This is a genomic window from Paenibacillus roseus, from assembly GCF_016424485.1.
Lineage (GTDB): Bacteria > Bacillota > Bacilli > Paenibacillales > Paenibacillaceae > Paenibacillus_D > Paenibacillus_D roseus.
Genome location: NZ_JAELUP010000023.1, coordinates 36794 through 51578 on the forward strand (window position 1 = coordinate 36794; position 14785 = coordinate 51578).

Consider the following 14785-nt stretch of genomic DNA (forward strand, 5'->3'; position numbering starts at 1 on the left):
ACTGGCTGGCAAAATCAACCGTCTGTTTGCCGCTTCATGTACAATTCGAGACTTCACCTCATCCGAATAATCTGTTCAGTGAATTCGCTCAACCTATTCGGTCTTTACCTTTTCCCCATACTGGCGAACGATATCAAAAACTTTGTCCTCTGACTTCACATAACCCTCATGAGAGTAAATATCCTTAATGATGGCATGGCCTTCCGTATCCTTGCCGATGTCGATAAAGGCTTGTTGAATCTTCTCCGCCCATTCTTTGTTAATATCGGAACGGACCGAGATCGTATCATTCGGAATCTTTTCCGTAAAGGCCAGCACCCGTGTATCTTCGAATACTTTCGGGTAATCCTTCTTCACAATATTACGGGCATCCTGAAATACCGCAGCGGCATCCACATCCCCGTTCAATACAGCAAGCACGCCCTGATCATGACCTTTGATCGTTATCGCCTGCACATCCTTAAGCGGATTGAGTCCTGCTTCCATCAGCTTGCCGGCCGGCCATACAAAGCCAGCGGAAGAAGTAACGTTCTGGTAAGCAATCCGCTTGTCCTTCAATTCCTCAACCGATTTGATTGGAGAATCCTTCTTCACAATAATCATTGCTTTATAAAAATCTACAAGCTGATCCGTCGGTTCTCCGGTCTCATCCTTGACACCGAAGCGCTGTGCCTGAAGGATAACCTCCGCTGCACCCTTTTCTTTCGCCAGAACATAAGCAGTTGGAGGCAGGAAGCCGACATCAACCTTTTTCGAGGCCATGGCTTCAATAATTGTATTGTAATCTGTAGAGACACTAACCTTCACCGGGATGTGAAGACGATCGGACAGCAGCTTCTCAAGCGGCTTGGCCTTCGCTTCGAGAGTATCCGCATTCTGTGAGGGAACAAACTGCACAGTCAGCTTTTCCGGTACGTAACCTTCATTTGCAGTGTTGGAAGGCTTTTGCTCAGTCTGCGACTTGTTTTCGCCGGATGGAGCGGCAGCGCCACTATTTTTGCCTGTATTTGCAGGCTCCTTGGCTCCACAGCCGCTAACAACGAGAATGAATAGTAGTAAAGGTATCATGATGCCAGATAATTTTCTCAAACTGAATAACCTCCAAATGATCATTTTAACTGCTTGTTCCAAATATATAAAAGTTCTGTTAATAGAAAGTAAAAGAAATTGAGAACTTTTGTAAATTTTTGAAATTTTGATGGACATCTTATTTTGATTTGCTAGAATGGGCGTAAACGGATTGTTCCATCTTATTTTTCAAGATTTTTCATTGCGGTCAGCTCCCGGCTGCTGATGTCGGCTTTGTATGAGGACGGCCGCATCGCCGCCACAGCAGTGTGATTACAATGAGTATGCGCTATAGTCGTGGTCTACATTCTATTATTAGGATGAAAAACGGATTAAAAAGTGAGGAACCGATTGTGACGAAGACGAATAATGAGGCAATCTGCACCATTCTGGCCACGAGTGATATCCATGGACATCTCTACCCTACCGATTACCGCAGCAGCGAAGAATTGCCATTAGGTCTGGCCAAGCTGGCCACGATGGTTCGCAGAGAAAGGGAGGAAAATCCAAATTTGCTGCTTATCGACAATGGCGACCTTATTCAGGGAACGCCGCTAGCCTCCTATGCTGTAAAATATATTGAAGGCACGCATCCTGCAATTGCTGCCTGCAACGCGCTGAAATATGATGCGGCTGTGCCTGGAAACCATGAGTTCAATTATGGACCCGAAGTCTTGGAGCGGGCGATGGAAGACTCGGATTTTCCATGGCTGTCCGCAGGAATTGTGAACGCGGCAACGGGAGAGCCCGCCTTTGGCAAGCCTTATAGAATCAAGGAAATCGGAGAAGGAATTCGGGTGGCAATCCTTGGGGTGACAACACATTATATTCCGAACTGGGAGCATGCCCATTATATTGAGGGTCTGAAATTCAACGATGCCTTGGAATCTGTAAAAGAGTGGACGGCGCATATTCGGGAAGTGGAGGCGCCCGACCTGCTCATTGTCGCTTATCATGGTGGATTCGAGCGCGATTTGGAGACGGGAGAAGCTTGGGAGAGACTGACGGGGGAAAACCAGGCGTATGCCATCTGCCGGGAGGTCACGGGTATTGATGTACTCATTACCGGCCATCAGCATCGGTTGATTGCAGGCCAGGTACACGATGTCGCTGTTGTTCAGCCTGGCTCCGGTGGGCAGGCGCTCGGAAAAATTGAGGTCAGCCTCACCCGGGAGGGGGGCCGGTGGATTGTAACCGGCAAACGGGCAGAGCTGTTGACCTCCACGAATTCTATCCCTGCGGACGAAGCCATAATCAAGCTGGCTTCCGGGGTAGAAGCGGCTGCCCAGGAGTGGCTGGATCAGACGATCGGACATACAGACGGAGATATGAAGGTATCGAGTCCATTCTCATGCCGTGTCGCCGATAATCCTTTTATAGAGTTCGTGAATCGGGTTCAGATGGACGCGGCAGGCGTATCCGTGTCCAATGCGGCATTGCTGAACGAGGCATCCAAAGGCTTCGGCCCTGTCATTACGCGGCGGGATGTGTTGACGAACTTTATGTATCCGAACACACTCATCGTGTTGCGGCTGACAGGACAGGTTATCCGGGACGCGCTCGAGCAGACCGCCACTTACTTCCGATCCGGGGAGAACCAACTGTTGGAAGTGAACCCGGCTTATCTTGCGCCCAAGGCGCAGCATTACAACTACGATATGTGGGAAGGCATTCGGTATGAGCTGGATATTTCCCGACCTGCAGGTGATCGCGTCGTGAAGCTGCAAACGATGGAAGGCAAGGACATCCTCTCCCATATGGAAATGGAGGTTGTCATGAACAATTACCGCGCTAACGGGGGCGGCGATTACGAGATGTACAAAGGAAAACCCGTCGTAAAGGAAATTTTGACGGATATGGCCGATCTGGTAGCGGATTATGTGACCAGACACGGCATGGTCACAGCAGTCTGCGATCATAATTGGCAAATTGTCCTGTCCTAACACAAACTGAACATTGGTAAAGCTGGATATTTATTGATTGGTGTTTTTATTATAAGGGGCCTTATTTTTAATGTCAACTAAATTAACACAAATCATGAAATTCGCTCCATATCTCATATAAATATGTTATTTATTATTACATGAATCCTATCCTAGTTCTTACAAAAAAAGAAGCCAGGCTATCCTGGCTTCTTTTTACCGTTCTGTTGAATTCCATTATTTGCTGCTATTGTTCTTAGCTGCATCGTCTTTATTTTCTTTTCCGGAATTATCCGGCGCTTGATCTTTCGCGTTGCCATCCTTCTCCTCATCAGACGGCGGCTGTGGCAAGTCGATCTTCTCGATCAGTCCCGGAAGCTCATCGCTCATGAATTTAGAGATAGACTCGTTAGAAACCTGCTGCTTAAGTGCTGCTTTAGTCTCCTCAGAAAGCTTGTCCACAGATTGAGCCTCGCGCTTCTCAACCTTAATGACATGATAGCCGTATTCAGTTTTCACCGGCTCGCCAATTTCATCAAGCGGCTGTTTCAAGGAAGCATCCTTAAATTCTGGAACATAGGTTTTAGCCTCTTTCAGCTCATACAAACCGCCCTTCTCCTTAGAACCAGGGTCATCGGAGTATTCCTTGGCAATTTCGTCCCATGAAGTGCCGCCTTTAAGCTTGTCTTTCGCTTCATTGGCCCGTTTTTTGGCTTCTTCGTCCGTACGTTCCGTTTTATCTTCTTTTTCAAATGCCACCAAAATATGGCGAACTTGTACTTTTGTAAAGCCTTCCGGATCTTTTTCGAACTCTGTTTTAATTTGAGCATCAGTTACGCTCTCTTCCGCATTCTTCATCACGGAGAATACGAGCACATAGAAATCTCTGGCTTCCTTCTCTGTCAATCCTGAAGGTTCAAGAATCTTTTTCAGTTCCTCGTTGGTTTTGAGCGCCTCTGTAAGCTGCTTCTCAAATTCATCCGCCTGCTTGCCAACCTCTTCCTTCACTTTATCTGACACTTTATCAGATAAAAGGCGGTAGCCAATAAATTCCTTAAGGAACTGTTCCTTGTATTGCGGTATGCTGACAAGCATGCCGTACTGCGGGTTCATGAGGCTGAAGAAGCTCGCATATTTGTCAAATTCAGCTTCTGTGACCTGCCCGCCTTTATAAGTGGCGATGACTGCACTCTTGTCACCTTGACCCGCCCCTTTGTTGCCTTCCCCATTTGTCTCATTCTTCTTTCCGCAGCCAGCTGCAACCGTCATGACGACCAGCATTGCCGCAATTAACAATACGAGACTGCGCCATGTCGACTTGCTTTTATTGTGCCACATCCTGTAGTTCCCCTTTCGATTTAATAGCTTCACTACATTGTATCAGAAACCGCTCCAACAATGCTAATTTAGCCTCATCTTCAAGTCCTTGTCCCCGAAGCTGTACGAGTGCCCCTATCTCTTGCGGCTGCACTACCCGTTTGATCCGGTTATCATACATGCTGCATAACTGATCCATTTTCTTCTTGTCGATTTTGTAGTTGTCCGATCCGGCAAATCTCACCGTCAGATCATCGCCGCGCTGGCTGACCTGCTCAATACCGTATTGTCTGCCATACACCTTAAACCTGGCTACCGTCAGCAAGTTATGCACAGCAGCAGGCAAGTCGCCAAAGCGGTCGACGAGCTCCTCCCGCAAGTCTTCACTTTCCTCTACGGAGCGGACCACAGCTACCTTTTTATAGATCTCAATTTTCTGGATGCTGTCATAAATATAATCAGACGGGAGATAGGCGTCCATGCTGATATCGATCTGTGTCTGAATCTCTTTAACGTGCTCGACTTCGCCGCCATACATTTCGGTTTTGCGTTTGGCAATCTCCTCGGCCAGCATCTGCGAGTACAGATCAAAGCCTACAGAAGCAATGAAGCCGTGCTGCTCAGCGCCAAGCAGATTCCCCGCTCCGCGAATGGACAAGTCGCGCATCGCAATTTTGAATCCGGAGCCAAGTTCGGTGAATTCCTTGATCGATTGAAGCCGCTTTTCCGCAACCTCGGTTAATACTTTGTCCTTTTGGTAGGTAAAGTAGGCATACGCAATCCGGTTCGAGCGCCCTACCCGCCCACGCAGCTGATAAAGCTGGGACAAGCCCATTTTATCAGCATCATGCACAATGAGCGTATTGACGTTCGGTATATCGACACCAGTCTCGATAATACTTGTACTGACCAGTACATCAGACTCGCCATCAAGAAAATCGAGGATCGTCTTCTCCAGCTCCTGCTCCGACATCTGGCCATGCCCGACCGCAACGCGAGCGCCCGGCACCAGCGCGCCAATCTGTTCGGCCATCTGGTAAATTCCCTGGACCCGGTTATACAAATAATACACCTGGCCGCCGCGGGCCAGCTCGCGCTCAATCGCTTCACGGACAAGCGAAGGACTGTACTCCACCACATAGGTTTGTACAGGGAACCGATTCTCCGGCGGCGTCTCGATGACGGACAAATCCCGTACGCCGAGCATGGACATATGAAGCGTCCGCGGAATTGGAGTCGCGGTCAGCGTCAGCACATCTACATTGGTTTTGAGCTTTTTCAATTTTTCTTTGTGGGAAACGCCAAAGCGCTGTTCTTCATCAACAATGAGTATGCCCAGATCTTTAAAGATGACATCTTGCGAGAGTAGGCGATGCGTTCCGATGACTACATCGACAGTACCCGCCTTCAGCCCCTTCATAGTATCATTCTGTTCCTTACGGGAACGGAATCGGCTTAGCACCTGAATATTGAACGGGTATCCGGAGAACCGTTCACGGAAGGTCTCATAGTGCTGCTGTGCAAGAATAGTGGTTGGCACCAGGACAGCTACCTGCTTACCCTCGATGGCCGACTTGAACGCAGCGCGCACCGCAACCTCAGTCTTCCCGTAACCGACATCACCGCACAGCAGCCGATCCATCGGTCTTGGCGTCTCCATATCCTTCTTGATCTCATCAATAGCCCGAAGCTGGTCCCTGGTCTCATCGTAAGGGAACATCGCTTCGAATTCCTGCTGGTACGGCGTATCTTTGCTAAACCCGTAGCCTGACGAGGCCTGACGTTGCGCATAGAGCTTAATTAGATCATCGGCAATATCTTGTACCGACGATTTGACCTTGTTCTTGACTCTTGTCCACTCATTGCCGCCCAGCTTGTATACTTTCGGCTCCTTGTCCTCTGACCCGACATATTTCTGAATCAGATCAATCTGGTCAATCGGAACGGAGAGCTTATCACCCGCCGCGTACATGATGTGCAAATAGTCTTTGTGTATACCGCCAATTTCCAGCGTACCGATGCCCAAGTATTTGCCGATTCCGTGATTCTGATGGACAACGTAATCGCCAACCTTAAGTTCGGTATAGCTCTTGATACGCTCCGCATTATCGATCTTCTTATCGAGACGGCGAACTTTGCGCTGCTTCTGAGAAAACATCTCGCCTTCGGTAATGACAACCAGATGGACGGACGGCAACTCAAAGCCGGTCTGCAGATTCCCCTCCAGCATTGTCGGCGGCTCAATATTATAATCTTGCAGCACTCTCCGCATCCGATCCATCCGCTCAGGGTTGCCCGCAAGCATGATAACGTTTGCACCCGCTTTTTTCCAGCGATCCATCTCTGCTTTGAGCACATTCATTTGACCATGAAAGTTTTGCATCGCGCGGCAGGTGAAGTTAATAATATTTTGCGGCTGGGTATGCGGGATCTGACGAAGAAAGAGCGATAGAAATACAGTCGAAAAGGTACGTGCGTATAAAATTTCATCCGTATTGCGGGATAGTACGAACCCTGGGAGCGATTTGCCGTTCTGGAGCAGATGCGTAGCCCATTCAGCCTCATCGCGTTCGAGCTGGCGCGCAGTCTCAATAATGCGAGTCGGTTCATCGATAATCAATATCGTGTCCTCTGGCATATAGTCGAGAATAGTTTGCCTTTCAGGGTAAAGCAGGGAAATATATTTATAGATTTCAGGAAAATAGAGTTGTTCCTTCAGCTTCCCGATCTCTGAACCAATTTCCTCTCGTATGCGATCCTTGGCTACACGATCCGTCATCTTTTCCAGCTGAAGTTCGAGCAGTTCGGCGGCGTGTTTCGCGGCAGCCTGCTGGCGGCGCTCGTCCGCAAGAACCTCCTTACAGACTGGAACGATATATTCTTCTCTCTTGTCAATGGAACGCTGATCCGCAGGGTCAAAGGTCCGGATCGAATCCACTTCGTCATCAAACCATTCGATCCTGTAGCCGTGAGGCTCAGTAAGCGGGAAGAAGTCAACAAGGCCGCCTCGTACACTCATCTCACCTTTGGACTCTACACGGTCCACTCGCTCATAACCGAGCTCGACCATTTTACTAAGGAAGCGTTCCATTGGCAGCTCCATGCCAGCTTTGACGGCAATCTGCGCCTCCGCCATTACCTCCCGTGTCGGCAGATACCTTCTCACACCGGAGAAAGGAACGACAACAATCCCGCGGAAGCCCTGGGACAGCCGAACAAGAACATTAATTCGCTCTGCAAGCGTCTCTGGACTTGAGATTGCCGCCTCGGCCGCGACTAGCTCATTGGCAGGATACAACAGTACTTGATCAATGGACAAGCTTTCCTGCAAGTCCTCTGCAATCTTCTGGGCAGCAAACATGTTATGGGTCATAATCAGCAGCGGGCGGTCCAATTCTTGCCGGATGACCGCGGACATGACTTGGCGAGCGGACCCCGCCAAACCCGATACCATCTGTTCCCTCATGCCCTGGCGAATCCCCGTCACAATATTTTGTACGTCCTGATCCGCTGCAAAAGCCTCAATTAACGCTTTCAACCTCGTGGCACCTCATTTCTTGTACCGACCTATGCTTCCTGTTCCAAGCTTAAACAGCTGCCTCGCCTTGGACAGGGGCAGCGATCGTTTCACGTGAAATATAAGGCTCTTCTTAAGCCCTAGAAGCTTATCGAATCCTATAAATCAAGCGTAAAACGGCTTTGCCTCTCTTGCCTGGGCAAAGCTCGTCATACGCGGTGAATAAAGCTATATGGTTAAACTTAAATACCTGTACTCCTTTAAATCCCTAAAGGGACTACATCCGCAAAGGGCGATTGACGCATCTTTTGTCTTCTTTGCTTATTGAAGCGGGTTCATCACAAGCAGCAGCTCGGGATTCGCTTCAATGGCTTCACTGCAGTAATCACAGACGACCTTGACCGTCACATCTCCATTTTGGCTATACGCTATTATATCGCTGCGTTCCTCAGGGGTCAAGAAATGAAAGCCAAGCCGCGCTTCCGATGCTGCTGCCCCGGATAGGGTGCCTAAACTTGTTTTACAATGACGACATATATAGGTTACAGCCATTTTATTCCTCCTGCAAATGGGTTATACCTTCAGTATGCCCATTTATCGGGGGATTAAAAGAATCTTAACGGTTATATTTGCCCATTGTCTCGTCAAAGGGATGCGTCAGTGCGTACTCAATGCTGTCGCATGCATAGCTGATCATCTCTGCAAGCAGCGTCTGGTCGCGCTTGGGGAAGTTGGCAAGCACATAGTCGGAAATAATTTCGCCGGGCTGAGGCCTTGAAATTCCCATGCGGACACGGTTGAACGTCTGTGTTCCGGTGTGCGCGATGATGGACTTGATTCCGTTGTGTCCCCCTGAACTGCCTTGATACCGAAGACGGATCCGTCCAAGATCTGTGTCAAGGTCATCATAGACGACGATTCCATCCGCAAGGTCAGCCTTATAATAATCCATGAATGCCCGCAGCGACTCGCCTGATAGATTCATGTACGTCATCGGTTTAATCAGGACAACCTTGGTCCCGTTCACATTGCCTTCCCCCAGCAATGCCTTGCATTTGCTCTGGGTAACTTTGATATCAAAACGTCTGGCGAGTTCATCTACCACCAGAAAGCCTACGTTATGTCGCGTCCCCTGATAGGTTGTTCCGGGGTTCCCGAGGCCTGCGATCCATTTCATCACCATAAAGCTCCTTTAATATTTTTTATATTTTTTTAGGCTAAAAACAAAAATTAGTGGTTGGCCTCTAGGTGGAGGGGGACGCTGCGTGGCAGAGGATTCTTCCGATCGCTGTTAAAGCCCGATTCCTTTATTATGATAGAGGCTTGCAGGGGGAATCGGGCTTTAAAGGCGACCACGTTCGTTTCTCCAGAATTCCTCTGCCCCTTCGCTGCTATCTCCTCGATGTCAACCACTAATTTTTAGGTTGAGCCTTTTTTAATATTTTTTTATATTTTTTTAATATGCAACGATTTGCCTTCGTCATTTGTCTTCTATATGAGGTGATATTCATGGCCAATATGCCTATATACGAATTTGATCAAAAAGAAGAGCTTTATTTGCACGGACAGTTGTTATATGACGACCGCCACTTTGAGGATCATATGGACCATTGCATCCCCATTCAAGTGTACTCCATCGGATGTCACAAAGACATTGGGTTCATTGAACACTACTCCGAGGATTATGTCAAGATTAATCATATTTTCTACGACCGCACTCAATTTACCTTTGTTTCCCGCCCCGGTTTTTAATTTCATTCGTCCCAGGAGACGTTGCCGCTTCGGGCAATGCAAGCTTTGACCGCTGCATGCTCCTGACAGCGGCAACGTCGTTCGCGTGATAAGAATGGAAAAAGAGCCAGCCTCCAGCTAAGGGGCCAGCTCCTGTTTGTGCTGCTCGATTACAACGATGTACTGATATCCTCCATCTTGGCTTCCTCAGAACGCTTTTCTGCCGCGTCAATGGCTTTTTCTTCTTCCACCGCCTCAGCTTCGGACAACTCTTTCTGCGGTGCGAGAATGGTCACAATCACCAGATCGGAATCCGCTCTGGCCTCCACGCCCTCTGGCAGCTTCAAATGATCCAATAACACGTTCTCACCAATCTGCAAATGGGATACATCCACCACAACCGATTCCGGAATTCTGCTTGGCAGACATTGAATCTCAATTTCATGCTGCAGAATTTGTAAAATTCCGCCCTCTTTGGCTCCAGGCGCATCGCCGGACAGTTCTACCCGAACGGACGTCTTTACCTTTTCATTCATATTAATTTGGTGGAAATCAATATGGATAATGTGCTTGGAGATCGGATGCCTCTGCAACTCCCCAAGCATAACCGGCTGCGTCCCGCCACTTGGAACTTGTATTTCCAATACAGCGTTCGGATGGTGGCGCAAAATATGCAGAACCTGCTTCTCGTCCACGCTTAACGGCGTCGATTCTTTGACTTGCTTGCCATATATAACACCCGGAATCTTTCCCTCTTGTCTTAGTTTGCGCAGCTCACCTTTGGTTTTGGATTGACGTCTTTCAACTTGCAGCATTGTACTCATGCTAGGAAACCTCCTTAAGATAATGCTTGGGATTTCCTATATTTTTACCCAGACATGCCTTGAATAAACCATAGGGTTGCTATGATGGCTGCGTACGCTCTTTTTTCGCTTTGGCTCGGTTGCGGATTTTCTCTGCATAGCCCGGTTTGTTCACCTGACGCTCTCTGGCAATTGCCAGATCGTTCTCTGGCACATCATGCGTGATGGTAGACCCCGCCACAACATACGCGCCATCGCCGATTTTGACAGGCGCAATCAGGTTGACATTGCTGCCGATGAAGGCTCCGTCGCCAATTTGGGTCTTCGATTTATTAAAGCCGTCGTAGTTCACCGTAATGGCTCCGCAGCCGATGTTGACGTCTTTACCTACAATGGCATCGCCCACATAGCTTAGATGGGATACCTTGCTGCCGTCGCCCAACGAGGCGTTCTTAATTTCAACGAAGTCCCCGACTTTGCAGTTGTCGCCCAGTTCAGACCCTGGACGCAAGTAAGCAAACGGTCCTACAGAAGTAGAAGAGCCTATCTTGGAATCATTCAGAACAGAGTGCTTGATAGATGTCTGTCCGCCAATGATGCAATTGGTGATGTCCGCTTGCGGCCCGATAACGCAATCCTCACCGATAACCGTCTTGCCACGCAAGATAGTGCCCGGATAGATTACAGTATCCGCTCCAATTACAACGTCGTTCTCGATATATACAGCCGCAGGATCAATGATCGTGACACCCGCCAGTAAATGGCGCCGAGCAATTCGCTCTCTCATACTGCGTTCAGCCTCAGCCAGCGCTACACGATCGTTAACCCCAATCGCCTCCGCAGGGTCATCGTTGCAATAAGCCTGAATAACCTCCCCTTGCTGCTGTAGAATACCGATAACATCCGTCAGATAATATTCTCCCTGTACATTGTTATTCGTCACTCTGGAGAGGGCCTCGAACAGCTTGCGATTGTTAAAGCAATAGGTACCGGTATTGATTTCCCGGACAGCCGATTCCTGCACGTTACAGTCTTTATGCTCAACAATCTTCTCTACTTGCCCTTGCGCACCCCGAATGACACGTCCGTAGCCGGCCGGATCAGGCAGTTCAGCCGTAAGCAGAGTAGCCGCTGAAGCACTGTCTTCATGCAATTGAAGCATTGCCAGTACCGTTTCTTTGGATACGAGCGGCGTGTCGCCGCAGATCACGATTGTCGTCCCTTCTTCGTCTCCAAGCAGATCCTTTGCCTGCAGAACCGCATGACCTGTCCCTAGCTGCTCGGATTGAAGCACGAATTCCGCCTGACCTCCGAGGACGGACTGCACTTTTTCCGCGCCATGTCCCACAATAACAACAGACCGTTCACAGCCTGCTCCCTGTACCATATCCAGAACGTGACTCACCATCGGCTTTCCGCATACCGGGTGAAGCACTTTATACAATTTTGATTTCATGCGCTTGCCTTGACCCGCGGCAAGAACGATCGCCATTTTCTTCAATTGCGACTCCTCCTAAAAACCTGATGTCGAGATTACTATATCGTATCCTCAGTCCTGTGTAAATGTCCACCAGCCCAGCTCATTCCAGCACATTTCGTTCTGGAGATGGATAGCACCGGCCTGGAATGATTTACTTATTATTGTAAAAGAAAAAAAGAGCCGCGAGGGCTCTCCTTTTCTAACATCTTTGAAAGTATCATGTTTTACATTTCATACTAGACATTGTTAATTGGTGCGAATGCCGCCGTATATAATATACGGCAGTCATCATTCGCTTGGAACTCTACATTATGCACCTTCTTCGATTACTTCTTCTTCTTCCACAGCCGCGCGCTCGTATTCAGCCAATACAGCAGCCTGGATTTTTTCGCGGGTGGTTGAGGAGATCGGGTGAGCGATATCACGGAATTCTCCATCCGGAGTCCGCTTGCTAGGCATCGCCACAAACATTCCATTATTGCCGTCAATGACACGAATATCATGAACAACAAATTCATTGTCAATGGTAATGGAAGCGATCGCTTTCATTCTCCCCTCAGAATTCACACGGCGAAGTCTGACATCCGTAATCTGCACTTGTGTTCACCACCTTTGCCTATCAAAGACTTGGTGTATAATTCCACAAAGTAGTGCAGAATCCTTCTTTTTTCTGGAAAATAAAGTTCCAATTTTATATTTATTTTTCCATACAAAGGTTTTTCGATTCTATTCGACAGGTATCGATACAATTAATTCGATTTCGACATAAACATCTTTTGGCAAACGTGCAACTTCGACGGTCGAACGAGCCGGTTTATGTTCGCCGAAATAAGAAGCATACACTTCATTAATGGCTCCGAACTGGTTCATATCTTTAATGAATACCGTCGCCTTCACAACATCCTTAAGTTCAGCCCTCTCAGCCGCAAGCACCGCCTTTAAATTGCGGAACACCTGATGGGTCTGTTCTTCCACGCCGCCCTCCACAACTTGTCCGTTCACATCCAACGGAATTTGACCAGAGGTAAACAGCAAATTGCCAAGCCGCACAGCCTGGGAATACGGTCCGATTGCGGTAGGCGCCTGATCAGTAGAGACAATTTTAAGATTTGACATCATAATCCTCCTCAAAATCAAAATTTTACATTCTTAAACAAAATAATTTCCTGGAACCACGGAGGTGTTCTTGGTCTTCATATCTACAGCTGTCAGCTTCGCGAGCGATACATAATCCTCAAACAACCGCTCCTCGCTGTCGATCTCTCCAGATTCTACGAAAACACCTACTCCGGCAACCGTAGCATCGAACTCATGAAGCAGATCCATCATTCCCTGAACCGTCCCGCCGGCTTTAAGAAAATCATCAATAATAAGCACGCGGGATTGCTCCTTAAGCGCCCTCCTGGCGAGCGACATCGTCTGGATGCGCTTGTTGGACCCGGATACATAATTAATGCTTACCGCCGATCCTTCCGTCACTTTATTATCCCTTCTGACGATAACGACCGGCAGATTCAAAAAGGTTGCTGTTGCATAAGCAAGCGGAATGCCCTTGGTCTCTACGGTCATAATGACATCGATCTCACGGTCAGCAAAAATTGTAGCAAACATCCGGCCCACATCGTTCATAATGGAGGGCTGGCCCAGCATGTCCGTCATATACAAATAACCGCCGGGAAGCACTCTCTCAGGTTGCTCCAGATGGCGGCAAATATCTTTAATAATCGTAAGCGAGGTCGTCTTCTCCATCATTGGAATATACTTTACACCGCCTGCCGCTCCTGCCAGGGTATGCAATTGCCCCAATCCTTCATCTTCAAATACTTCCTTAATGATGGCAAGATCTTCGCTGATGGAGGATTTGGCAGACTGATAGCGATCGGCAAAAGCTGTAAGCGAAATTAAGGTATGGGGGCGGGCTAACAAGTATTGTGTCATTTCAACTAGTCTGGCACTTCTCTTTAACTTTTTCATAACCTCTCCCCCAGTAGAACCCGAATATTATATTGTCAATATAACATTTTTATACGGGTTTTTACAAGAAGTACGTTATTTTCATGTCAGCATTCTTACCACATACACTTCTTTGCAAAATCCGCGTAGCCCGTTGTAGATGCGAGCGACCTTCGATTCCTTGGATACCAGGCCAAAAACAGTCGGACCGCTTCCAGACATCAGTACGCCGTCAGCCCCGAGCCGCTGCATGCTTTCCTTCAACTGGCCCACCTCGGGGTACAGGGAAAGGGTGACGGACTCAAGCACATTGCCCAGCGAAGCGCACATATCGCCAAAGGAGCCTCTTTCAATTGCAGACAGCATGTCTGAGGTGGAAGGATGGCTCTCCAGTTGCGAAGCACGCAACCTGCCGTACACATCTGCTGTCGATACGTTAATTGGCGGCTTAGCCAGCACAACCCAGCACTGCGGCGGATTTCCGATTCGCTGCAGCTTCTCTCCCCGGCCTGTAGCCAGCGCCGTCTTGCCTGTAATACAGAAGGGGACATCGGAACCCAGCTCTGCCCCAAGCTCACACAGCTCTTCTTCCGATATGCCAAGCTTCCATAGACGGTTAAGCCCTCGCAGCGCAGCGGCTGCATCAGAGCTGCCGCCTGCAAGGCCTGCGGCAACCGGAATTTTCTTGTCCAAATGAATGTATACGCCCTTGCGGACATCATATCTTTCCTTGATCAGCTTGGCTGCCTGAAACGCCAGATTTTTCTCATCCAGCGGAATATAGCCCGCCTGACTTGAAATAATAATGGTGTCCCTCGGCAGTTCTTCCATCTCCAGACGGTCTGCCAGATCGACCATGGTCATAATCATCTCTACTTCATGATAGCCGTCTTCTCTTTTTCGAAGGACATCGAGCAGCAAGTTAATTTTCGCCGGAGCCTTTTCATATATCTTCATCGTATTCACCCGCTCGTTATCAATTACAACTTCACAT

At 48.5% G+C, this 14785-nt stretch carries 13 protein-coding genes; 2 read left to right on the top strand and 11 right to left on the bottom strand.

The window, feature by feature from the left end:
* Nucleotides 1-93: 93 nt before the first annotated feature.
* A complete protein-coding gene (locus JFN88_RS08125; protein WP_199018857.1) occupies nucleotides 94-1068 on the bottom strand; it encodes a phosphate/phosphite/phosphonate ABC transporter substrate-binding protein in 975 nt (324 codons plus the stop codon).
* Between the two features lie 320 nt (nucleotides 1069-1388).
* Between JFN88_RS08125 and JFN88_RS08130 the strand changes: the two genes are divergently transcribed.
* Complete coding sequence (locus JFN88_RS08130; RefSeq protein ID WP_199018858.1) at nucleotides 1389-3011, top strand: bifunctional metallophosphatase/5'-nucleotidase; 1623 nt, start codon at nucleotides 1389-1391, stop codon at nucleotides 3009-3011.
* Between the two features lie 216 nt (nucleotides 3012-3227).
* On the opposite strand, the gene JFN88_RS08135 is transcribed toward JFN88_RS08130, so the two are convergent.
* From JFN88_RS08135 to pth, 4 genes are all read right to left on the bottom strand, one after another.
* A complete protein-coding gene (locus tag JFN88_RS08135) occupies nucleotides 3228-4328 on the bottom strand; it encodes a peptidylprolyl isomerase (protein WP_199018827.1) in 1101 nt (366 codons plus the stop codon).
* Nucleotides 4315-7845, bottom strand: coding sequence for a transcription-repair coupling factor (gene mfd / locus JFN88_RS08140; RefSeq protein ID WP_199018828.1), 3531 nt, complete (start codon nucleotides 7843-7845; stop codon nucleotides 4315-4317). The genes JFN88_RS08135 and mfd overlap by 14 nt, the downstream gene beginning before the upstream one ends.
* Nucleotides 7846-8145: 300 nt before the next feature.
* Nucleotides 8146-8376: an anti-sigma-F factor Fin gene (gene fin, locus JFN88_RS08145; RefSeq protein WP_199018829.1), complete on the bottom strand. Its 231-nt coding sequence runs from the start codon at nucleotides 8374-8376 to the stop codon at nucleotides 8146-8148.
* 64 nt (nucleotides 8377-8440) lie between these two features.
* On the bottom strand, nucleotides 8441-9001 hold the full coding sequence (pth, locus tag JFN88_RS08150) for an aminoacyl-tRNA hydrolase (protein ID WP_199018830.1): 561 nt from the start codon (nucleotides 8999-9001) through the stop codon (nucleotides 8441-8443).
* A gap of 332 nt (nucleotides 9002-9333) precedes the next feature.
* Here pth and JFN88_RS08155 point away from each other — a divergent pair, with 332 nt between their 5' ends.
* Nucleotides 9334-9576 (top strand): hypothetical protein, encoded by a 243-nt coding sequence (locus tag JFN88_RS08155; RefSeq protein ID WP_199018831.1) that lies wholly within the window; start codon nucleotides 9334-9336, stop codon nucleotides 9574-9576.
* A 149-nt stretch (nucleotides 9577-9725) separates the two neighbouring features.
* On the opposite strand, the gene JFN88_RS08160 is transcribed toward JFN88_RS08155, so the two are convergent.
* From JFN88_RS08160 to ispE, 6 genes are all read right to left on the bottom strand, one after another.
* A complete protein-coding gene (locus tag JFN88_RS08160) occupies nucleotides 9726-10379 on the bottom strand; it encodes a 50S ribosomal protein L25 (protein WP_199018832.1) in 654 nt (217 codons plus the stop codon).
* A 79-nt stretch (nucleotides 10380-10458) separates the two neighbouring features.
* Nucleotides 10459-11850 (bottom strand): bifunctional UDP-N-acetylglucosamine diphosphorylase/glucosamine-1-phosphate N-acetyltransferase GlmU, encoded by a 1392-nt coding sequence (gene glmU / locus JFN88_RS08165; protein WP_199018859.1) that lies wholly within the window; start codon nucleotides 11848-11850, stop codon nucleotides 10459-10461.
* A gap of 297 nt (nucleotides 11851-12147) precedes the next feature.
* Complete coding sequence (spoVG, locus tag JFN88_RS08170) at nucleotides 12148-12435, bottom strand: septation regulator SpoVG (protein ID WP_028560737.1); 288 nt, start codon at nucleotides 12433-12435, stop codon at nucleotides 12148-12150.
* Nucleotides 12436-12564: 129 nt separating this feature from the next.
* The gene (locus tag JFN88_RS08175) at nucleotides 12565-12954 is read right to left on the bottom strand and encodes a RidA family protein (RefSeq protein ID WP_199018833.1); all 390 of its coding nucleotides are present in this window, start codon (nucleotides 12952-12954) and stop codon (nucleotides 12565-12567) included.
* 33 nt (nucleotides 12955-12987) lie between these two features.
* Nucleotides 12988-13812: a pur operon repressor gene (purR, locus tag JFN88_RS08180; RefSeq protein WP_199018834.1), complete on the bottom strand. Its 825-nt coding sequence runs from the start codon at nucleotides 13810-13812 to the stop codon at nucleotides 12988-12990.
* Between the two features lie 81 nt (nucleotides 13813-13893).
* A complete protein-coding gene (ispE, locus tag JFN88_RS08185) occupies nucleotides 13894-14748 on the bottom strand; it encodes a 4-(cytidine 5'-diphospho)-2-C-methyl-D-erythritol kinase (protein WP_199018835.1) in 855 nt (284 codons plus the stop codon).
* Nucleotides 14749-14785 lie beyond the last annotated feature (37 nt).

Bases quoted from the DNA above. Each gene is read 5' to 3' on its own strand.
- JFN88_RS08125 (WP_199018857.1), bottom strand. From the start codon at position 1,068: ATGATACCTTTACTACTATTCATTCTCGTTGTTAGCGGCTGTGGAGCC.
- glmU (WP_199018859.1), bottom strand. From the start codon at position 11,850: ATGGCGATCGTTCTTGCCGCGGGTCAAGGCAAGCGCATGAAATCAAAA.
- JFN88_RS08130 (WP_199018858.1), top strand. From the start codon at position 1,389: ATGAAAAACGGATTAAAAAGTGAGGAACCGATTGTGACGAAGACGAAT.
- JFN88_RS08135 (WP_199018827.1), bottom strand. From the start codon at position 4,328: ATGTGGCACAATAAAAGCAAGTCGACATGGCGCAGTCTCGTATTGTTA.
- fin (WP_199018829.1), bottom strand. From the start codon at position 8,376: ATGGCTGTAACCTATATATGTCGTCATTGTAAAACAAGTTTAGGCACC.
- ispE (WP_199018835.1), bottom strand. From the start codon at position 14,748: ATGAAGATATATGAAAAGGCTCCGGCGAAAATTAACTTGCTGCTCGAT.
- purR (WP_199018834.1), bottom strand. From the start codon at position 13,812: ATGAAAAAGTTAAAGAGAAGTGCCAGACTAGTTGAAATGACACAATAC.
- JFN88_RS08155 (WP_199018831.1), top strand. From the start codon at position 9,334: ATGGCCAATATGCCTATATACGAATTTGATCAAAAAGAAGAGCTTTAT.
- JFN88_RS08160 (WP_199018832.1), bottom strand. From the start codon at position 10,379: ATGAGTACAATGCTGCAAGTTGAAAGACGTCAATCCAAAACCAAAGGT.
- JFN88_RS08175 (WP_199018833.1), bottom strand. From the start codon at position 12,954: ATGTCAAATCTTAAAATTGTCTCTACTGATCAGGCGCCTACCGCAATC.
- pth (WP_199018830.1), bottom strand. From the start codon at position 9,001: ATGAAATGGATCGCAGGCCTCGGGAACCCCGGAACAACCTATCAGGGG.